This is a genomic window from Dactylosporangium salmoneum (assembly GCF_039532525.1).
GTDB lineage: Bacteria > Actinomycetota > Actinomycetes > Mycobacteriales > Micromonosporaceae > Dactylosporangium > Dactylosporangium salmoneum.
Map to the genome: position 1 here is coordinate 1 of NZ_BAAARV010000097.1, position 20,576 is coordinate 20,576.

General features: G+C 69.7%; 16 protein-coding genes. 10 read left to right on the forward strand and 6 right to left on the reverse strand.

Annotated features, from left to right (window positions below):
* Positions 1-118 precede the first annotated feature (118 nt).
* Entirely contained in the window at positions 119-1,357 is a 1,239-nt protein-coding gene (locus ABD352_RS48045) for a D-alanyl-D-alanine carboxypeptidase family protein (RefSeq protein ID WP_344619345.1), read from the reverse strand.
* A gap of 470 nt (positions 1,358-1,827) precedes the next feature.
* Here ABD352_RS48045 and ABD352_RS48050 point away from each other — a divergent pair, with 470 nt between their 5' ends.
* The 3 genes from ABD352_RS48050 (at position 1,828) to ABD352_RS48060 (ending at position 6,912) form a co-directional block, all read left to right on the forward strand.
* Positions 1,828-2,781 carry an ABC transporter ATP-binding protein gene (locus ABD352_RS48050; protein WP_344619346.1) on the forward strand — a complete coding sequence of 318 codons (954 nt, stop codon included), beginning with the start codon at positions 1,828-1,830 and terminating at the stop codon, positions 2,779-2,781.
* The gene (locus ABD352_RS48055) at positions 2,778-4,145 is read left to right on the forward strand and encodes an ABC transporter permease (RefSeq protein WP_344619347.1); all 1,368 of its coding nucleotides are present in this window, start codon (positions 2,778-2,780) and stop codon (positions 4,143-4,145) included. The genes ABD352_RS48050 and ABD352_RS48055 overlap by 4 nt, the downstream gene beginning before the upstream one ends.
* A 79-nt stretch (positions 4,146-4,224) precedes the next feature.
* The gene (locus ABD352_RS48060) at positions 4,225-6,912 is read left to right on the forward strand and encodes a bifunctional YncE family protein/alkaline phosphatase family protein (RefSeq protein WP_344619348.1); all 2,688 of its coding nucleotides are present in this window, start codon (positions 4,225-4,227) and stop codon (positions 6,910-6,912) included.
* Between the two features lie 78 nt (positions 6,913-6,990).
* Here the strand turns inward: ABD352_RS48060 and ABD352_RS48065 are convergent, their stop codons facing one another.
* The 4 genes from ABD352_RS48065 to ABD352_RS48080 are packed head-to-tail and all read right to left on the reverse strand — an operon-like array spanning position 6,991 to position 10,784.
* Positions 6,991-8,400 carry a mannitol dehydrogenase family protein gene (locus ABD352_RS48065; RefSeq protein ID WP_344619349.1) on the reverse strand — a complete coding sequence of 470 codons (1,410 nt, stop codon included), beginning with the start codon at positions 8,398-8,400 and terminating at the stop codon, positions 6,991-6,993.
* Positions 8,369-9,442 (reverse strand): LacI family DNA-binding transcriptional regulator, encoded by a 1,074-nt coding sequence (locus ABD352_RS48070; RefSeq protein ID WP_344619350.1) that lies wholly within the window; start codon positions 9,440-9,442, stop codon positions 8,369-8,371. The genes ABD352_RS48065 and ABD352_RS48070 overlap by 32 nt, the downstream gene beginning before the upstream one ends.
* Positions 9,443-9,501: 59 nt before the next feature.
* Positions 9,502-9,828, reverse strand: coding sequence for a hypothetical protein (locus ABD352_RS48075; RefSeq protein ID WP_344619351.1), 327 nt, complete (start codon positions 9,826-9,828; stop codon positions 9,502-9,504).
* A 26-nt stretch (positions 9,829-9,854) separates the two neighbouring features.
* A complete protein-coding gene (locus ABD352_RS48080; RefSeq protein WP_344619352.1) occupies positions 9,855-10,784 on the reverse strand; it encodes a DUF6772 family protein in 930 nt (309 codons plus the stop codon).
* Between the two features lie 347 nt (positions 10,785-11,131).
* Here ABD352_RS48080 and ABD352_RS48085 point away from each other — a divergent pair, with 347 nt between their 5' ends.
* From ABD352_RS48085 to ABD352_RS48100, 4 genes are read left to right on the forward strand one after another with little or no spacing between them, the layout of a single operon-like run.
* Positions 11,132-12,298 carry an ABC transporter substrate-binding protein gene (locus ABD352_RS48085; RefSeq protein WP_344619353.1) on the forward strand — a complete coding sequence of 389 codons (1,167 nt, stop codon included), beginning with the start codon at positions 11,132-11,134 and terminating at the stop codon, positions 12,296-12,298.
* Positions 12,299-12,309: 11 nt separating this feature from the next.
* Positions 12,310-13,269: a carbohydrate ABC transporter permease gene (locus ABD352_RS48090; RefSeq protein WP_344619354.1), complete on the forward strand. Its 960-nt coding sequence runs from the start codon at positions 12,310-12,312 to the stop codon at positions 13,267-13,269.
* On the forward strand, positions 13,256-14,110 hold the full coding sequence (locus ABD352_RS48095; protein WP_344619355.1) for a carbohydrate ABC transporter permease: 855 nt from the start codon (positions 13,256-13,258) through the stop codon (positions 14,108-14,110). Before ABD352_RS48090 ends, ABD352_RS48095 begins: the two co-directional genes overlap by 14 nt.
* Before the next feature lie 41 nt (positions 14,111-14,151).
* Positions 14,152-15,570: a dipeptidase gene (locus ABD352_RS48100; RefSeq protein ID WP_344619356.1), complete on the forward strand. Its 1,419-nt coding sequence runs from the start codon at positions 14,152-14,154 to the stop codon at positions 15,568-15,570.
* A gap of 66 nt (positions 15,571-15,636) precedes the next feature.
* On the opposite strand, the gene ABD352_RS48105 is transcribed toward ABD352_RS48100, so the two are convergent.
* Entirely contained in the window at positions 15,637-16,653 is a 1,017-nt protein-coding gene (locus tag ABD352_RS48105; RefSeq protein WP_344619357.1) for a LacI family DNA-binding transcriptional regulator, read from the reverse strand.
* 309 nt (positions 16,654-16,962) lie between these two features.
* Here ABD352_RS48105 and ABD352_RS48110 point away from each other — a divergent pair, with 309 nt between their 5' ends.
* From ABD352_RS48110 to ABD352_RS48120, 3 genes are all read left to right on the forward strand, one after another.
* Positions 16,963-17,961 (forward strand): NAD(P)-dependent alcohol dehydrogenase, encoded by a 999-nt coding sequence (locus ABD352_RS48110; protein WP_344619358.1) that lies wholly within the window; start codon positions 16,963-16,965, stop codon positions 17,959-17,961.
* The gene (locus tag ABD352_RS48115; protein WP_344619359.1) at positions 17,958-18,872 is read left to right on the forward strand and encodes a carbohydrate kinase family protein; all 915 of its coding nucleotides are present in this window, start codon (positions 17,958-17,960) and stop codon (positions 18,870-18,872) included. The genes ABD352_RS48110 and ABD352_RS48115 overlap by 4 nt, the downstream gene beginning before the upstream one ends.
* A gap of 123 nt (positions 18,873-18,995) precedes the next feature.
* Positions 18,996-20,453 carry a diguanylate cyclase domain-containing protein gene (locus ABD352_RS48120; RefSeq protein ID WP_344619360.1) on the forward strand — a complete coding sequence of 486 codons (1,458 nt, stop codon included), beginning with the start codon at positions 18,996-18,998 and terminating at the stop codon, positions 20,451-20,453.
* Positions 20,454-20,576 lie beyond the last annotated feature (123 nt).

The window sequence follows — 20,576 nt, forward strand, 5'->3', positions numbered from 1 at the left end:
TCTGGGACTGCAACGGCACCGCGGCGCAGAAGTTCGCACTGAGCTGAGACCGTGGGCGGAAGGGCCGCGACCCAAGGGTCGCCGCCCTTCCGCGACGGCTCGTCGCGGCACCCGGTGCTCACGGGTGCGTGATTCTCTCCCACCGGCTGGGTGGCTTGAGCGTGTGCGTGGCATGTAGGGCGGCGGTCACGGCCGTGCCCGAGGCGGTGAGCTTGAGCGTGCCGACGCCGGCGCCCGCCGCGATGCGCCCCCGCACGTCGCCCGACGTCTCGACCCGGTAGGTCAGGCCGGGCCAGCCGAACACGTTCACGTCGCCGCCCGGGACGAGCGTGGTGCTCCTGCCCATCGGTCCCCGGACGGTCGCCACGACGTCGCCGGCGCCGACGACCCGGTACTGGTGCAGCAGGCCGCTGCTGGCCTGGATCAGGCGACGGCTGGCCTCGAAGGCGTCGGTCATGTTCGGGCCGGGTGCGAGCACGGCGCCGATGACCTTGAACCGGTGCCCCTCCGCGGAGATCTCGGCCGCGAAGAGCAGGCAGCCGCCCGCCTCGTCGGTGGAGCCGGTCTTGATGCCGATGATTCCATCCTGGTACAGCTGCGTATTGACGTTGCTGACCTGCCCGACGACGGGGAGCGCGGCCTGCGGCATCGCCACGATCTGCGCGAACACCGGCATCTGCAACGCCAGCCGGCCCAGGAGGACCTGGTCGGCGGCGGTGCTGACGGTGGCCGCGTCGAGTCCGGACGGGTCGGTGTAGTGCGTGTTCGCCATCCCGAGCTGGGCCGCGGCCTGGTTCATCTTGGTCACGAACGCGGCGTCGTCACCGGCGTCCCACCGGGCGAGGATGTGGGCGATGTTGTTGGCCGAGGGCAGGAGCAGGGCCACGAGCGCCTGCCGCTCAGTGAGTGCCTCGCCGGCCACCACCCGGACCAGCGACTCGCCGGAGGCAAGCTGGGACGGGTAGGCGGCGGCCTCCTCGGCCGAGACGGTCAGCGTGGGGCCGTCCTCGTCCAGGCGCAGGGGATGGTCCCGCAGGATGACGTACGCGGTCATCACCTTGGCGACGCTGGCGATCGGCACGGGTCGTGAACCGCCGAAGGCGCCCACCCGGCCGAGTCCGTCGATCTCGACCGCCGCCTGCCCGGCCTTCGGCCACGGCAACACCGGCGCAGCGCCCGGGATCGCGTACGTCTGCGGGACGGTCTGCACGAGCTGCGGCGCCGGCACCGACCGGGCCAGCCCGAACGTGACGAATCCGCCGACGGTCAGCACCACGGCCGCCGCGGCCACGGACAGCCACAGCTCTCGACGACGAGCCGGCCGCGGTGCGACCACCGGCTCCTGTTCCACTTCCACACTGGCTTCGGTATTGGTCTCGGTCAACCCGACCCCCCATGGCCGATCGCTCGACGAAGCCGCGCCGGGAACGCGGCACTGTGCGCTACCCGATCCGACCGCTGGCTAACGTCCAAACTCGATCCTGCCTTTCGGCCATCCGGAAGCTGGCCTCAGCCGCTGGCCGCCGAACCTGCGGCAGACCCGGGTCGATGGCCACCGCATCGCACTGTGAGATGTACCGCAACCCTGTAATGCATTAGCGGCCTGCCCCGCTTTTTGATCGGGGAATGGTGTGACAATCGGCGCCAAAAATGCGCCATAACAGCGCCGCCACCAGCGAAGACTCCGAATCGCCAAAGCGCTTCCGGAGTACTGACGTCGCGAATCAAATTCGGCTGTCTCTTGTTTCAAAAACGTTCAACCAGCCGACCCCAATTGCGTTGATTGACGTCCCTAGGTTCCTTCGCGGGTAACGAAAGAAGGTTTTCATGGGCAAACTCCTCGCAGTCCGGGCCCGCAGGATCACCAAGTGCTTCGGCGAAGTCGTCGCGCTCGACGGCATCGATCTGGATGTGGCGCAGGGGCGGATCCACGGCCTCGTCGGACCGAACGGCGCCGGCAAGACGACCCTGCTCGGGCTCCTGCTGGGCCTGGCCGTCGCCGACAGCGGCCGCCTCGAGATCCTGGGTACGCCGGTCGGGCGGGGCGCCGCCGCTCCCGACGGTGTCGCCGGCTTCGTGGACGGACCCGGCCTCTACCCCTCGCTCACCGCCAGGCAGAACCTCGCCGCGCTGGCCGCTCTCCACGGCCGCGACGCGCGGACGGCGGGGATCGACGACGTGCTCGACCAGGTCGGGCTCAGCGATGTCGCCGACGACCGGGCCAACGGCTTCTCCCTCGGCATGCGGCAGCGGCTCGGGCTCGCCGCCGCCCTGCTCACCCGGCCCCGGCTGCTCGTGCTCGACGAACCCTCCAACGGCCTCGACCCGGCCGGCAAGCGGCACGTGCACCGTGTCCTCACCCGGCTCGCCGCACAGGGAACCAGCGTCGTGCTCTCCAGCCACCGCATGGACGACCTCGAGGCGCTGTGCTCCGAGGTCACCATCCTCGCCACCGGACGGGTCGTCTTCTCCGGCCCGCTGAGCAAGCTGGCCGCCGAGAACCGCGAGCTCGACTACCGGCTGATCACCTCCGACCCGCAGGCCGCCCGCCTGCTGGCGGCCGACACCGCCGGGATCCGCGTCGCCGACGACGCCGGGGCACGGCAGGACGGCGAGGTGCTCGTCGTGCGCGCGCTGGTGCCCGCCCTTGACGAACTGGTGGCGCGGCTCGTGCACGCGGGCATCGGGGTGCGCGAGCTCGCACCCGTGGTGTCGCCGCTCGAGGCCGCGTTCCTGGCCCTCACCGAGGCCCTCACCGAGCAGCAGGAGGCCGAACAATGACCGCGACCGTTGCCCTCGATGACGTCGACAAGGGCACCGGTGCCCGCCCCGTCACTGTGGCGCGCGGCTACCGCTTCGAGCTGGTCAAGCTGGTCTCGCAATGGCGGATCCGGCTGCTGGTCCTCGCCTGCTGGATCGCGCCGGCGCTCTTCGTCGCCGCGGTGAGCCAGCAGAGCACGCTGCCCGTCGACACCCTCTTCGGTCGCTGGATGCACGCTACGGGGTGGGCCGGACCGCTGGTGGTGCTCGGTTTCGCGGGCACGTGGGCGCTCCCGCTGCTGATCTCGGTCGTCGCCGGCGACGTGTTCGCCTCCGAGGACCGGCTCGGCACCTGGCGCCACCTGCTCGTGGCGGTCCGGTCGCCACGGCGGATCTTCGCGGCGAAGGCACTGGCCAGCCTCACCGTCATCCTGCTCCTCGTGGCCGGGCTGGCCTGTTCCAGCGCGGCCGGCGGGCTCGCGGTGGTCGGCAACCAACCGCTGGTCGGCCTCGACGGCCACCTGCTGACGCCGGCGGACGCCGCCGGCAAGGTCCTGCTCGCCTGGGTCTGCGTGCTCGCCCCAACCCTGGCGCTCGCCGCGATCGGACTGCTCGGGTCGGTCGCGCTGGGGCGGTCCCCGATGGGGCTGCTGCTGCCCGCACTCGTCGCGCTCGTGATGCAGCTCGCCCAGATGCTGCCGCTGCCCGTCACCGTACGCCTCGCCCTGCCCGGCTACGCCTTCATCGCCTGGAACGGCCTGTTCACCAGCCAGGCACAGCTCGGCCCGCTCCTGATCGGCATCGTGGTCAGCCTGGCGTGGGCCGTGACCGCGACAGCGCTGGCGTACCTGCTCTTCTTGCGCCGCGACTTCACCAACCCGAGCTACGACGGCTCGGGGCGCCGCGCGGTCACCGTCGGAGTCCTGCCCCTCGCCGGGTTGCTCGCCGTGACGGTCGCGGTCGTCGCCGGGGCGACCCCGGCCACGGGCTCCGGGATCGAGCAGGACAAGGTGCAGCGCTCGGTCGCCACGGCGTTCGCCCACCTGTACCGCATCCAGACCAGACAGCTCAATCGCCCCGACGTCACCGAAGCGCAGCTGAAGGTGACGGCGGAGTGCACCAAGGGCGGCGGCAAGGTCGCCGCCCAGGGGCCGGGCAACGACTGGCGTTGCACCGTCTCGTGGCATCTCCCCGGCGTCGAGGCCACTGGGACCGCCATCTACCAACTCGACGTCACCGCAGACGGGCGGTTCGTCGCTGACGGCGACGGACCGAAGGAAGTGAACGGCTACTTCCTGGTGCGCACCCCTACCGGGGACGCACCGAACCCGCTCTGGCAGTTCGACGGCAACGTCGAACTGCTCCACACCACCCGGAAGGGATAGCTCAATGCAAGTAACACGCCGTCGTCGGCGTGTCGAGAAGGACCCTCTAGGCCTTCTCGGTCGACGCATCATCCGCCGGATGCCTCTCGTCACGGCAGGCACCACCGCTGTCGCCGTCGTCGCCACCGGTACCGGCATCGGGTTCGCCCAGACGCACCAGTTCGGCACCGACCAGGTCGGACAGCTCACCGACCAGGGCCTGGTCGTGTCCGACAACCAGTACGTCAACCCGATCGGCGAGCGCCTCGTCATCAACAACGGCAAGATCATGTCGTCCTCGGTCAGCCCGGACGGCACCCACCTCGCGGCCTCGGTCACCGACGGTGGGATGGCGCTCGCCATCGTGGATCTCAAGAACTGGAAGGTGCAGCAGCTCGTCGGCAACAACGCGGCGGCGAACCTGCGCATCAGCGGCAACGACGTGGGCCAGGAAGGCCCCACGTACTCGCCCGACGGTTCGCAGCTGTGGCTGGGTCAGGCCGACGGCTACCGCAAGTTCACCGTGAACCCGGACGGCAGCCTCGCCAACCCGACGTTCGTCACGATCGCGCCGGACGGGTCCAAGCGCGCGCTGGTGGGCGAGGCGGTGTTCTCGCCCGACGGCTCCACCGTGTACTCGGCCGTCAACGGCCAGAACCGCGTCGTCGCCATCGACACGGCGACCGGGGCCATCAAGCAGAGCTGGGCCGTGGGCAACGCGCCGCGTGACCTGATCATGGTCGGCGGGAAGCTCTACGTCAGCAACGAAGGTGGGCGTCCGGCGAAGCCGGGCGAGCCGACGATCAACTCCTACGGCACCCAGGTGCTGGCCGACCAGGTGACCGCTGCCACCCTCAGCGGCACGGTCAGCGTCATCGACCCGGCGAACCCGGCGGCGGCCGTCGCGAGCATCGACGTCGGTCTGCACCCGACCGCCCTGTACACCAAGAACGGCGCGCTGTTCGTCACCAACACGGCCACCAACGACGTGTCGGTCATCGACACGTCGAGCGACAAGGTGGTCCAGACCATCGCGACCCAGCCGTGGCCGGAGGCCTCGGTGGGCTACGAGCCCGACGCGGTGACGCTCACCGACGACGGTCACCTGCTGGTGACGCTCGGCCGCGCCAACGCGGTCGCCGTCTACCGGTACAAGACCCCGCTGGAGCCGGTCAGCTACGTCGGCCTGCTCCCGACGGACTACTTCCCCGCCGAGATCACCACTGTCGGCAACGACGTGGTGGTCTCCAACACCCGCGGTATCGACGCCCGCCGCCCCACCACCAGCGCCGGGCGCGGCACCCACGACACGACATCGAGCCTGCAGCGGTTCAAGCTGCCCAGCGACGACGTCATCAAGTCCGAGACCGGCAAGGTCTTCACCCAGAACGGCTGGCACGGCGGCTCGGTCACGCTGACCGAGGGCAACGCCGGCAAGAAGCCGGTGCCGGTCCCGCTGAAGCTCGGCGAGCCCTCGACGATCAAGCACGTCTTCCTGATCGTCAAGGAGAACCGGACCTACGACCAGGTCTTCGGTGACATCCCGCAGGGCAACGGCGACCCGGCGCTGGCCCAGTTCGGCGAGAACGTGACGCCGAACCAGCACGCGCTGGCCACGCAGTTCGGGCTGTACGACAACACGTACGACATCGGCACGAACTCCGCCGAGGGTCACAACTGGCTGATGCAGGCCGACAACCCCGAGTACACCGAGTCCTCGGCCGGTGAGTACCTCCGCAGCTACGACACCGAGGACGACGCGCTCGGCCACCAGACCACCGGCTTCATCTGGACCGGTGCGCAGGCGGCCGGCAAGACCGTGCGCAACTTCGGTGAGTTCCACCAGTTCCTGGCCAAGCCGGCCGGCGCGACCTGGCAGAACCTGTACTGCGACTCGAAGAACATGGCGGCGACCGGGCAGGACACTGCCTACCGCCTGGTGTCGTCGTCGCCGATCCCGTCGCTCAACAACGTGTCGGTGCCCGGCTTCCCGAAGTACGACCTCAACGTCCCGGACATCTACCGGTACGAGATCTGGAAGCGTGACTTCGAGAAGAACGGCCCGGCGAACCTCAACATGTTCTGGCTGTCCAGCGACCACACCGGCGGTCCGGCGAACGCGGCCGCTCAGGTCGCCGACAACGACCTCGCGGTCGGCAAGATCGTCGACACCATCTCGCACAGCCCGTACTGGAAGGACTCGGCGATCTTCGTCGTCGAGGACGACTCCCAGGCCGGCCTCGACCACGTCGACGGCCACCGTGCCCCGATCCAGATCATCAGCCCCTGGGCCAGGCGCGGCGTCGTCGACAGCCACTACTACTCGCAGATCACGATGATCCGGACCATCGAGCAGATCCTCGGGGTCAAGCCGATGAACCAGAAGGACAGCGCGGCCAGCCCGATGCGTGGGGCGTTCACCCAGAACGCGGACCTCACGCCGTTCACCGCGGTGCCCAACCGGACCTCGCTGACCGCGGGTCTGAAGACCCTGCCCGCCTGTGGCGCGGACGTTCCCGCGGCGCAGAACGCCCTCGCCACGGCCGCGCCGCTGGCGACGGTACCGGCGGACAAGCAGGCGGTCGCGGCGAAGTGGGACAACTGGAAGTCGCAGCAGCGGCTCACCGGCCCCGACGCCAAGGCCGACTACGCGAACCCCGCGCAGATGAACCACCTCACGTGGTACGAGGCGCACGACTGGACCCAGCCGTACCCGGGCGAGGACAACATCGTCGCGCCGGAGGACGTGCCGGGTGCCTACATCCCGTCGCCGGAGTCCGACGGCTGACGTAGGGCGATCGCATAAAGGGGCCCCTGGCAGGCGTAACCCGCCGGCCAGGGGCTCTGCTGTTCGCGGCCTTCCAGGTCAGAGGAGTCGCCGCAGCACGGACGCGATACCGTCGCGGTCCAGTTCCTCGGCTGCCTCCTCGACGGCGTCGGTGAACCGCGGCTGTGCCGAAAGGTCGCCGAACAGCGGGTGCGCCGTCAGGTCGCGCACCGTGGGAGTGGTGCCCGGGGCGATCAGTGTCGTCTCGTCGGGAACGTGCACCTCGGTCCCGAGGTCCGCCGCCCGGCGCAGCCGATGCAGCCAGGCCGCGACCGTCGCGGCGGCGATCGGGAACGACGCGCCGGCGGCGAGCCGGTCACGCACGACGGGCAACAGGAACGCCGGGACGCGCGCGCTCGCGGAGGTGGCGATGCGCACCAGGGTGTCGGCCATCTGCGGGTTGGCGAAGCGGTCGAGCACTGTCCTCGTGTACGTGTCGAGGTCCACGCCGGGCACGACGGGCAGCGTCGGACGGGCCTCCCGGTCCTGGAACGCCTCGATGAGGGCTGCCAGGTCGGGGTCGCGCATCGCCTCGGAGGTGTAGGCGTAGCCGGCGAGGAGTCCGAAGTGGGCGAGGATCTGGTGCGGCGCGTTGAGCAGCCGCAGCTTCATCTGTTCGTACGGCTGCACGTCGGCGACCATCTGGACGCCGACCGCGTCCCAGGGCGGACGACCGGCGACGAAGTTGTCCTCGACGACGAACTGCCGGAACGGCTCGCAGACAACGGCCGCCCGGTCGGCCAGCCCGGTCCTGGTCTGCACTTCGGCCGCGTCGGCGGCGGTCGGCACCGGAGTGATCCGGTCGACCATCGTGCTCGGAAACGACACGTGTGTCGCGATCCACGTGGCCAGGTCGGCGTCGAGCGCCTGAGCGAACGTGGTGAACGCGTCCCGGGTGACCGCGCCGTTGCCCTGGATGTTGTCGCATGAGAGCACGGTCAGGGGACCGAGGCCGCGATCGCGCCGGCGCCGCAGGCCCTCGCAGACAACCCCGAACGCGGTACGCGGCACCGCTCCGGCCAGGTCCGCGGCGATCTGCGGGTCCGTGAGGTCGACCTGGTAGCCGCCCTCGGTGATGGTCAGCGAGACGATCCGCGTGCCCGCCTCCGCGATGGCTTCGATCGCGGCGTCCGGGTCCGAGTACCCGTCGATGAACGCGACGATCGATCCGACGACGTGTGTCGACCGCGTGCCGTCCGGGTGCTTTTCGGTGACGGAGTAGAGGCACTCCTGCGCCCGCAGCGCGTCGCGGGTCTCGATGTCCTCCGGGCGCAGGCCGACGCCCCGGATCGCCCATGCACGACCCTGCCCCTGGCCCATGAGGTCGTCCAGGTAGACGGCGAGATGCGCCCGGTGGAACCGGCCCACGCCGACGTGCACGATGCCCGGCGTCAGCGCGCCGCGATCGTATCGCAGGCTATCGATCTGAAGCCTGTCCCCCTGGGTCATCGTCTTTCCTTCCGGTTGCCAATGTCTTGGTGGAGCCCCGCACCACCAGACGGGGCGCGGGCTCGGTGAGTACCGTCTCTCCGTCGCGGGGCTCGGTGATCTGTTCGATGACCTCGTGTACCGCGAGCGCGCCGAGGTCGCCGAGCGGCAACCAGACGGCCGTGAGCGGAGGGTTGAGATGCCGTGCGAACCAGGCGTCGTTGATGCTCACCAGCGCGACGTCGTCGGGGATGCGCCGACCGGCCGCGACGATCCCGGAGTGGGCACCGAGCGCGGCCGTCGTCGTGACGGCGACGATCGCCGTCACCTGCGCGCCGGAGCCGAGGAACCGCACGGTGGCCTCGTGGCTCTCGTCGGCCGTCCATCCGCCGTCGATCGCGGGCAGCCAGGGCAGACCGGCGTCGACGAGGGCAGCCCGATAGGCCGAGAAGCGGCGCTCGGAGGACGTGCCGGGCGCGCCGACGTAGGCGATCGACGTGTGCCCGGCATCGATGAGGTGGCGGGTGGCGATCTGCGCCGCGCGGGCGTCGTCGAGCCGCATGGTCCGCGTGCCCGGCAACGAGTCGGCGCCGAACACGACCGACGGAACGGCGCGGGCTATCTCCTGGACCGCGTCCTCCCAGGAGCCGAGGCCGCTCTGGATCAGCAGCCCGTCGACGCGCCGGCCGAGGACGATCTCGCGGAACGCCTCACCGCGCTGGGCCAGCTCGGCCGTGTTGAGCAGGATGAGGGAGAAGTTCTGCTGTGCCGCCTCGACCTGGGCGCGCTCCACCATCTCCGCGTAGATCGGGTCGTTGACGTCGTTGAGCGCGAACCCGAGCAGCCCGGTCCGCGCGTTGCGCAGCGCGCGCGCCGAGGGGTGGGGCGTGTAGTTGAGCATGTCGATGGCCGCCTCGACGCTCGCGCGCGTCTCGGGCCGGACCCTCAGCGTCGGGTCGCCGTTGACGATCCGCGACACCAGTCCGGGCGACACACCCGCTAGCTTCGCCACCTCGGCAAGCCGGGCCGGCTTCCTGGCCGAAGTGCTCATCGATTCCCCCATAAGCGCGCGCTGACCGCGATGGCCGCACCGGACGCGGGGTCCGGTGCGGTGCACCGAGGCTAGCCCTTGAGCGATACGTGAACGAGAACTCGCGCGGTGTGCTCCGGGGTCGCCCCCGTGATCACGAGCCGCATCCAGTTGCCGAACACCGTGAGGGCGTTGGCGGCGATGTGCTCGGACTCGCCCAGCTTCTCGACCTGCCCCCGCCGCAGCCAGTTGATCCCGTCCGGCGAGATCTCGGTACTGATGCTCAGCTCCGGATGCTCACCCTCGACCTGCGTGAAGAACACTGCCTCATTCGCCCAGCCGGCCTCGTACGGCAGCGTGCTGAAGTCCCCGGAGATCCGTACCCGGCGGGCGAGCACGGCGGTGTATGTCGTCTGCACGTTCCAGCGCTTTCAGTGAGGGACCGTCACTCGGTCGAGTACACGATGGAGTCGAGGAAGAAGTGGACCGAGCGGTTGGTATCGGTCTCGACGTAGAAGATCGGGTTGATGAGGTTGTCGATCGCCCGGTACCGCGCCGCCAGCGTCGGCTGGATGCCTCGCAGGTCGAAGACCCGGTCCATGCTCTGCAGCTCGATGTACTCGCGCCGGGCGACGTCGACCGTCAGGCGGAAGTACAGCCAGTTCAGCTTGTCCGGGCTCTCGTTGTAGAGCAGGTCCTGCTCGCCGTCGGGCACCCACTGGTAGCCGTCGGATGAGCCGTCCTCGTACCGGCGCCCGTACCAGAGGTTGTCGATCCCGGGCTGGCACCACGCGTTGTCGACCCCGAAGCTCCACTGCTCCGGCGTCACGCCGTCGCTGACCTTCCAGTACTGCCACCGCTTGACGAGCTGGCCGTCGAGCGAGTTCACGTAGCGCACGCCCGGCATGTAACGGTACTCGCTGTCCTGGATGTCGAAGTAGAAGCCGAAGGCCCGGATGTCCTCCTCGCCGTGTCCGACCCGGTCCTGCTCCGGCGTGTACGCGTACCAGGCCTCGATCTGGATTTTGTTGGGGTCGCCGAACCGGGACAGCCGCTTGAGCACCACGCCCATGCTGCCGTCGGCCGGCGGCTCGGTGTGCGGTGCCGCGACCGGGGCGGTCGTCAGCTTGAGCGAGTACGTCCCTTCCATCGAGCCGTGGGACGCCGCGAAGCGCATCGACGCGCTGCTGAGCATCGACGGAGCCCAGCTGGTCAGGTCGACGGCGCTCTCGAAGGACTCGTAGTTGTCGTAGACGAAGTTCGGTGTCAGGTCCATCCAGCCGTTGAACCCCCGGTCGAAGTCGTCGAACGTGACGACCCGCCGCAGTGGGTTGAACCTGCCGAGCTGGCGCTCGTAGGTGATGAGCCGCTCCATGATCCCCTCAGTAAATCGTTTATCCCAAGCCGCGTCCGTAGATCCTCGCCGCTGGCCTCAGGCCGTTGAGCGTTACCGGTGGAGGTGCACTTGTCAAGAGAGTCGCGAGGGAAACCTCCCCTTGACGAACGCGGTATGACGCTACACCATGGCGACACGAACCACTTTGCTCCGGCGCCTGCGCTCACGTTCACTCGGCGCCTGCGCTCACACCCCAGGAGGCGTTCTTGCGTTTCAATAGAGCCCTCGCGGCGCCGCTGGCCGCGGCGGCAAGCGTGCTCATGGCGTTAACGGGCTGTTCCGGTTCCGGCCAGTCGGAAAGCTCCGACTCCGACGTCCATCTCCGGATGGTCATGTGGACGTCCAACCCGGCCCAGCTCGCGGCGTTCCGGTCGATCGCCGACGAGTTCATGCAGCAGAACCACTCGGTGACCAAGATCGACTTTCAGAGCATCACGCTCGACCAGCTCAACACGGTGCTGACCACCCAGATCCAGGCGGGAGACCCGCCGGACCTCTCGTGGTTGCCGGTCGAGAGCAGCCGGCAGTACATCAAGGCCGGCGCGTTGGCCGACGCGGCGCCGGTGCTCAAGTCGACTGACGGCTACGACTACGACGACCTCACACCGTCGCTCGCCTCACGGTGGAAGGTCGGTGACGCCCTGTACGGCGTGCCGTTCTCCACCGGCCCGCTCGTCATGTACTACAACAAGGACCTCTACGCGAAAGCCGGGGTCAAGAGCCCCGCGGACCTCATCGCGGAGAACAACTGGACGTGGGAGTCGTTCCGCCAGAGCTCCAAGCAGCTGACGGACAAGCTCAGCATTCCCGGGTACGTCCTGAACGACTTCGACTTCAAGAACTGGACGCGGCTGCTGCCCCTGCTCTACTCCTACGGCGCCTCGGCATGGAACGACGACGCGACGAAGTGCACCGCGGACAGCCCCGAGTTCCTCAAGGCGATCTCGCTGTTCCACGACATGGTCTTCACCGACAAGTCCTCTCCGGTGCCGGGCCAGCAGGCGGACTTCTGGGGCGGACAGGCCGGCGCGACAACCGCGTTCCTCGGCAGCAGCTCGCTGCTGAAGGACGCGAAGTTCAAGTTCGGGATGGTCCCCACGCCCACCGGGCCCGCCGGGGACACCCAGGCGCTCGGCCAGTCGTCGATCGTCACGCTGGCCGCCAGCAAGCACAAGCAGGCCGCGCTGCAGTTCCTCGCCTTCCTCACGAACAAGCAGAACTCGGCGAAGCTCGCGCAGTTCTACCCGCCCATCCGGGGGAGCCTGCTCAACCCGAAGACCCTCGTGGGAACCTCCACGATCCTCACCGAAGATCTTGTCGCGCCGATCGTCGCGGCGGCCAAGTCGACGGGAAAGATCTTCCCGTCCGCGACCGACGCCACGGGTGTCGCCGACGCACTCAACAGCTCCCTCGACAAGTACGTCTACGTGCCCAACGCCGACCTTCCTGACGCGTTGAAGAAGGTCTGCGCCGCCGTTTCGCCGCATCTGTAAGGCAACCAAGTATGGACTCGCAAACCCAGGCAGTGGCGGCCGCACCCGAGAGGGTGCGGCCACCGCGCCGCCTCGCCCCATACCGCCGGCCCCGCCGCGACGCCGGCCGCAACGGCTTCGGCTATCTGCTGCTGGCACCGCAGGTCGTCTGCTTCACCGCGATCGGCCTGATCTCGCTCATCTCCGTCGCCTGGCTGAGCCTCCACCAGGTCAACGTGCTGGCAGGCACCCAGACCTTCGTCGGGCTGGACAACTACGCCAGCATCTTCACCGACCCGGACATGAAGGTGATCCTGCCGAACACCTTCTTCTTCGTCGGCGTGCTGAGCGTCGCCGGCACGATCGTGGCGCTGGCGCTCGCCGTACTGCTGAACCAGAAACTGCCGGGCATCAACATCTTCCGCTCCGCCATCTTCGTCCCGGCGCTCGTGACGATGGTGGCCTGGAGCCTGGCCTGGCGCTTCATCGTCCAGCCCAAGGGCGGGTTCGACGCGCTGTTCGCGCTGGTCGGCGTCGAGCCGCTGCCGTGGCTGCGCGGCAGCTGGCTCACGCTGCTCGTGTTCGCCCTGATCCAGCTGACGAAGAACGTGGGCATCAACGTCATGATCTTCCTCGCGGCGCTCCAGGCGGTCCCCGAGGATCTCATCGACGCCGCCCGTATCGACGGAGCCGGCCGGTGGGGGCGGTTCCGCAACGTGGTCATTCCGCAGATCTCGCCGTCGATCCTCATGGTGTTCATGCTCATGATCGTCGGTTCGTTCAAGGTATTCGAGCTCGTACTCCTGCTCACCAACGGCGGGCCCGGCGTGCAGAGCACCGTGCTGTCGTTCGAGATCTACAAGCAGGCCTTCCTGCTCAACGACATCGGCTACGCCAGCGCGCTGGCGGTACTCCTGTTCGTCATCGTCCTAGCACTGACCGGGCTCATCTGGCAGCTGCGGAAACGGCTGGTGTTCCATGAGTCAGAGTGAGCGCAAACGATTCCGCGCCGTGCGCCGGATACCGAACTACCTGCTGCTCAGCTTCGTGTCGCTGTTCTTTGTCGGGCCGATCCTGTGGATGATCAGCGGCTCGCTGAAGTCGGAGAACGAGATCCTGCGCTACCCGCCGACGATCCTCCCCGAGGTCGTCCGCTGGAAGAACTACGAGCGGGTGTTCGAGCTGCAGCCCTTCGCCCGGCAGTTCCTCAACTCGGTCCTCATCATGGCGGTGGTCTGTGTACTGACCCTCGTCCTGTCCGTGTTCGCCGGCTACGCGCTCGCGCGGGTGCGACCCATCGCCGCCGGCGCGGTCTTCATCGTGCTCCTCAGCGGAATCTTCCTGCCGCCGGAAGCGACGATCATCCCGCTGTTCCGGTTCGCCGGAAAGCTGGGCTGGACGAACACGTTCCTGCCGCTCATCCTGTTCACGGCGGTGCTGACAACGTCGCCCATCGCGACCTTCGTCATGCGGCAGGCATTCCTCTCGCTGCCGGCGGAGTTCGACGAGGCCGCCGCCCTCGACGGCTCCGGACGGTGGCGCACGATGCTGCGGATCTACCTTCCACTGGCCAGGCCGTCGCTGGCCTCGGTTGTCGTGCTGTCGTGCTGGTACAGCTGGAACCAGTTCCTCGAGCCGCTGGTGTACATCCGCTCGACGGACCTGCTGACGGTGCCCGTCGCCCTCACGCACTACAACGACCCGATGGCGGGTCCCTTGTGGAGCGTGCAGATGGCGGCGACGACGCTGTCCGTGATCCCCGTGCTGCTGGTGTTCTTCTTCGCGCAGCGGCACGTGGTCGCAGGCCTGACCGCCGGGGGACTCAAGTCATAGCCGCGCCGGCCAACTGCATTGGAGAGGGAGCACATCCTGCGATGATCAAGGTACCTGACGCGTCCGCCGCGCTGGCCTACCTCAGCGCGCACACCGAGGACCACCTTCGGCAGCTCGACGAGTTCCTGCGTATCGAGTCGGTGAGCGCCGATCCCGGCCGCGCGGGTGAAGTGCGCCGCGCCGCCGAGTGGCTCGGCGCGGAACTCAGTCGCATAGGCTTCGAGAACGCGACCGTTCACGACACGAGCAGCCATCCGATCGTGACCGCCGACTGGTTGCATGCCGGCCGTGCGGCGCCGACGGTGCTGATGTACGGCCACTACGACGTCCAGCCGGCGGATCCACTCGATGAGTGGGTGCGCCCGCCGTTCGAGCCGCGGTACGAGGACGGCCGCATCTATGCCCGAGGCTCGGGCGACGACAAGGGGCAGCTCTTCACGCACCTCAAGGCCGCGGAAGCGTGGCTGTCCACGAGCGGTGCGCTCCCGGTCAACGTCAAGGTCATGTTCGAGGGCGACGAGGAGATCGGTTCCGCCCCGATGGCGGACTTCATGCGTCGCCATCGCGACCTGCTCGCGGCGGACCTGATGGTGGTCTCGGACTCGACGCTGTTCGACGACGATGAGACACCGCAGATCACGTACAGCATGCGCGGCATGGCCTACTTCGAGGTACACGTGTCGGGTCCGTCCCGGGACCTGCACTCCGGCCACTATGGAGGAGCGGTCGCGAACCCGGCCAACGTGCTTGCCGGAATGCTCGCCGGGTTGAAGGACGACCGCGGCCGCATCACCATCCCCGGCTTCTACGACCGGGTTCGCGAGCTGACCGATGCCGAACGCGCGGCCCACGCCGGACTGGAGGTCGATGAGGAGGCGCTGCGCGAGGAGGTGGGCGTGCCCGCCCTCGACGACGGCGAGCAGGGGTACTCGGTATTCGAACGCCGGTCGGTGCGCCCGACGCTCGACGTCAACGGCATCTGGGGTGGCTACAGCGGCGCGGGGGCGAAGACCATCATCCCCGCCCGGGCCAGTGCCAAGCTGAGTGTCCGCCTGGTGCCCGATCAGGACTTCCGCGAGATCGGCCGGATGGTGGTCGAGCACCTTCAGCGCATTGCGCCGGCGACCGTGCGCGTCGAGGCGAAACTCCTCCACGCCGGCGCACCGGCACTGACACCTGTCGATCATCCCGCGGTGGGTGTCGCCGCGCAGGCCCTGGAGGCGGCCTTCGGCAAGCCGCCGGTTCTCTCACGCGGCGGCGGCTCGATTCCGATGCTGGCCGATGCCGAGGAGATCCTCGGCATCAAGAGCGTGCTGGTGGGTTTCGCCGCGGCGAATGGAAACTTCCACTCGCCGAACGAGTGGATTCCGGTCACCAACGTGACGCGCGGCATGCAGACGATCGTGCACCTGTGGAAGGGGCTCGCGGAAGCCGGCGCCGAGGAGCTCCGTGGCGCATGATCCGCATGCCCCGAGGCGTGGCCGGTGCGCGCCCGAGGCTCGCGCCGGCCCGGTGGCCGGCGCGGGTCACGCCTGGATCGGTTTCGTGGAGCCCCGCACCACCAGAAGGGGCTCGGGATCGGCGACGATGGTCTCGCCCGCTCGGGGTGTGTCGATCTGGTCGATCAGCTCGGCCACGGCGAGCGCACCGAGGTCGCCCAGCGGCAGGGTCACGGCCGTCATCGGCGGGTTGAGGTGCCGCGCGTACCAGGTGTCGTGGACGCTCACCAACGAGACGTCGTCGGGGATGCGCCGGCCGCTGGCGACGATCCCGGAGTGGACGCCGAGTGCGGTGGTCGCCGTGACGGCGACGATCGCCGTCACCTGCGCGCCCGAGCCGAGGAACCGCACGGTCGCCTCGTGCCCCTCGTCGGCCGTCCAGCCCCCGTTCACGGCGGGCAGCCAGGGCAGGCCCGCGGCCGCGAGCGTGCTCCGGTACCCCTCGAAACGGCGTTCCGAGGAAACGCCCGGTGCGCCGACGTAGGCGATCGAGGTGTGCCCGGTGTCGATGAGGTGCTGCGTGGCGGTCGCCGCCGCCCGAGCGTCATCGAGGCGCATCGTGCGCATGTCCGGCGTGGGGTTCGCGCTGAACACGACGGACGGGACCGTGCGGGCGATCTCGTGCAGTACGTCCTCCCCCGCGCCGAAGCCGCTCTGGATCAGCAGCCCGTCCAGGCGCCGGCCGAGGACGATGTTGCGAAACGCCTCGCCGCGCTCGGCGAGCTCCGCCGTGTTCAGCAGGATGATCGAGAAATTGCGCCGTGCCGCCGCGGACTGCGCGCGGTGGACCATCTCCGCGTAGATCGGGTCGTTGACGTGGTGCAGCGCGAACCCGAGCAGTCCGGTCCGCGCGTTGCGCAGCGCGCGCGCCGAGGGGTGTGGCGTGTAGTTGAGCATTTCGATGGCGGACAGGACGGCCGCACGCGTCTCGGGCCGGGCCCGCACGGTCGGGTCGCCGTTGAGGATCCGCGACACCAGGCCGGGCGACACGCCCGCCAGCTTGGCCACCTCGGCGAGCCGGGGCTTCCTGGTCGTGCTGCTCATCGGGTGCTCCACGGGTCGCGACGGCTGCCATGACACGGTCCGGCCGCCGCGGGGACGCCTGGCCGGGCGATCGACGTACCTTATCCGTTGATATTCAAGCAAACCCGGACGCGGGCGGGTTGCCGTTCGTCGCGCCGACGACCAGCAGCCGGACGCCCGAACCGGCCCTGCGCTCGTTCCGGGCCGTAAATCGTTTACCCAGATAAGGGTACTTCGTACCTTGACGAGGCGGGTAAATCGTCACACCATTGCGGCGCGGTTGCATCGCACCGCAGCCATGCCCACGCCCCAGGAGGGACATCTCGCGTCATGAGGAACAAGACGGCAGTGCTGCACGGGGTCCGCGACCTACGCATCGAGGACCGCGAGGTTCCGCGGCCCGGTCCGACCGAGGTGGTGGTTCAGGTCGAGGCCGTGGGCATCTGCGGGTCGGACATCCACTACTACGAGGCCGGCCGCATCGGCGAGCACGTGGTCCGCGCACCCATGGTCCTCGGCCACGAGGCCGCCGGAACGATCGTCGCGGCGGGCGACCAGGTTCCTCCCGAGCGCATCGGACAGCTCGTCGCCCTCGAGCCCGGAGTGCCCGACGGGACATGTTCGCAATGCCGGGCCGGCCGCTACAACCTGTGCCCGAACGTCGCGTTCTTCGCGACCCCGCCGGTCGACGGCGCGCTCGCCCAGTACGTCGCCATCCACGAACGGTTCGCCCACCCGGCCCCGGCCGGGCTGACCGCCGAGCAGGCGGCCATGGCCGAGCCCGTCTCGGTAGGGGTCTCGGCCTGCCGTCAGGCGGCCGTGCGGCCCGGGGACCGGGTGCTCGTCACCGGAGCAGGGCCGGTCGGCCTGTTCGCCGCGCAGGTCGGTCGAGCGTTCGGCGCGACCGAGGTCGCCGTGCTCGACGTGAACAAGCATCGCCTCGCGGTGGCCCGGGAGCTCGGCTTTGCGACCCTGCCCGCGGGCGTCGAGAAACGACAATGCTTCGACGTCCTCATCGAGTGCTCCGGGGCGCCGGCCGCCATTGCGGACGGCCTGGAGCGCCTCTCCCCCGGTGGACGGGCCGCCCTGGTGGGAATGGGGCCGCAGCTGGTTCAGGTGCCACTGCAAGCGATCCAGAATCGCGAGCTCACGCTCACCGGCACCTTCCGCTACGCGAACACGTACCCGTTGGCGCTTTCGCTCCTCTCGTCCGCAGCGGTGCTGACCGGCCCCGTCATCACCCACCGCCTCGGGATCGACGACGCCGAGGCGGCGCTGCAGCTCGCCCACACGGTTCCCGATTCGCTGAAGGCGGTCGTAACGCCGTGACCGTCCTGGTGATCGGGGAGGCGTTGGTCGACATCATCGACGGCCGTCGCCGCCCCGGCGGAAGTCCCATGAACGTCGCCATCGGTCTCGGCCGGCTCGGCGTGCCGACCGTTTTGCACACCAGCCTCGGCGACGACGCGGCCGGACGGCTTCTGGAGACGCACGTCCGCGCGAGTGGTGTGGCGCTGACCCCTCAGTCGCGGGGTACGGCGTCCACCTCCGTTGCCGAGGTGAGCATCGACAGCACCGGAGCTCCGACCTACCGCTTCGCCATCACCTGGGACCCCGATCCCGTCGACGTCGCCGCCGGCGGGTACCGCGCGGTGCATGTCGGATCGATCAGCGCCATGATGCGGCCCGGTGCGTCCGTGCTCGACGCGGTCCTCGACGCGAGCAGGGCGTCCGCGCTGCTCACCTACGACCTGAACGTGCGGCCGGCCCTCATGGGCGCGCCCGGTCCGGCCCGGGCGCGCGCCGAACAGATCATCGCGCGCGTCGACGTCGTGAAGGCGAGCGACGAGGACATCGCCTGGCTCTATCCCGACCTGCCGGCCGACCGGGTGATCGAGCGCTGGCTGGCGGCCGGGGCGAGGCTGGCCGTGCTGACCCGTGGCGCCCGGGGCGCGAGCGCCGCGACCGCCACGACCGCGGTCGAGGTCGCCGCCGCGGAGGTCCTCGTCCGGGACACGGTCGGCGCCGGCGACTCCTTCATGGCCGGCATCCTCGCGGCGCTCGACGACGCCGGCCTGCTGACCGCCGCCGGCCGCGGCCGCCTTCCGGTGCTCGACCGTGAGGAGCTGCGCCGGGTCGTCGGCTTCGGCATCCGGTGCGCGGCCGTGACCGTGACGCGCGAGGGCGCCGACCCGCCATGGCGCGTCGACGTCCGGTCGGCCGGGGTGGGGTACGCCTGAGAGGATCACGGGCGTAACCGGGTCGGCGGCCGGGCTCAGGTGCGGCGGCGGCCTGCCGATTCGACACTCGTGCGCCGATCGTTCGCAGGACGGCGTCCAGAGGCATGGTGGAGGCAACCACGGATGACCGCGCGGTGGCCGCACGCGCTGCGACGCGCGGTGGCATCGACCCTCGAGCCGCTGGTGGCCGCCCCGGTCGTCATGGTGATGCGCCCGCTGGGGCTGGCCGGGTCGGCGCCGCTGTGGGCGGTGCTGACGCCGTTCGTACTGTTCGGCGTGGTGCAGCAGGAAGGGGTCCAGCGCTGGCTCGCCGGCGGTGACCTGCGGGCCAGGACCGTGCCGCGGCTACTGCTGCACCTGGGCGTCACGACCTGGGTGCTGTACATCGTCGGCTGGGGCCCGATGCTGGCGCCCGCCTTCGCACTGGTCGCCGCCGCGCACATGCGGATGTCCGGTGCCCGCGTGTGGCGGCCGGCCGCGGTCATCATCCTTGCCTGCATCGCGCTCGGGCAGGCCGGCATCGCGACCGGCCGGGTCCACTGCTACCTGCCGGGCGCGCAGGCGCAGGCGGCGGGGGTCCTCGGCGCGGTCGCCGTGACGCTGTTCCTGCGGGTCTTCGGCGAGTCCGCGGAGCTGCGCGAGGCGGCCGAGGCGGCGCTACGCAGCCGGGAGGAACGGTTCCGCGCGCTCGTGCAGGACTCGTGCGACGCGGTCCTGGTGGCCGGCGCGGACGGAAGGGCGCAGTACGCGACGCCGGCCGTGCAACAGCTGTTCGGCATGCCGCCAGAGCGCTTCGTGGGCACGTCGTACGCGGATCTGGTACATCCGGACGACATCGGGATCGGCGAGCACCTCCTGCGGCAGGCGTTGGCCGACCCGGGCGGGCAGCACCGCGCCGAGCTGCGCTGCCGGCACCCCGACGGCTGGCGCTGGCTGGAGGTGACCATCCGCAACCTCCTCGGCAACGCCGCCGTCGCCGGCCTGGTGGTCAACTGTCGCGACGTCACCGAGCGCCGGGCCATCCAGGAGCGGCTGGCCTACGACGCCAACCACGACGCGCTCACCGGCTTGGCGAACCGCTCGGCCTTCCTGCGCGAGCTGGACCGGTGCGCCGCCGATGCCCGCCGCGGCGGCCGTATCCCGGCGGTGCTCTTCGTCGACCTCGACGGCTTCAAACGCGTCAACGACACCTTCGGCCACGCCTGCGGCGACCAGCTCATCGTCGCCGTGGCCGCGGTGCTGCGGTACAACGTCCGCGAATCGGACCTCGTCGGCCGGCTCGGCGGCGACGAGTTCGGCGTCCTGGTGACCGGCGTGCAGACCGCCGACGACGCGGTCGCGGTGGCGGAGAAGATCCTCGCCGGGATGGACCAGCCGGTGATCCTGGCCGGCCAGGCGGTCTACCCGCGGGCCAGCATCGGCGTGGCCGTGCCACCGCCGGCCCGCGTCGACGCCGCCGACCTGCTCCACCAGGCCGACCTGGCCATGTACCACGCCAAGCGCCGCGCCACGCACGGCTTCCAGCTGTACACCGAGAGCATCGACACCACCCGCGACAACGAGTCGGTCGCCGCGCCGTAGCGCGGGGGCTCGTCGGTAGCCGCCGTCGGCGGTGCCGGGCGGCGACCCAAGGGCCGCCGCCCTTCCGCCCACGGTCTCAGCTCAGTGCGAACTTCTGCGCCGCGGTGCCGTTGCAGTCCCAGA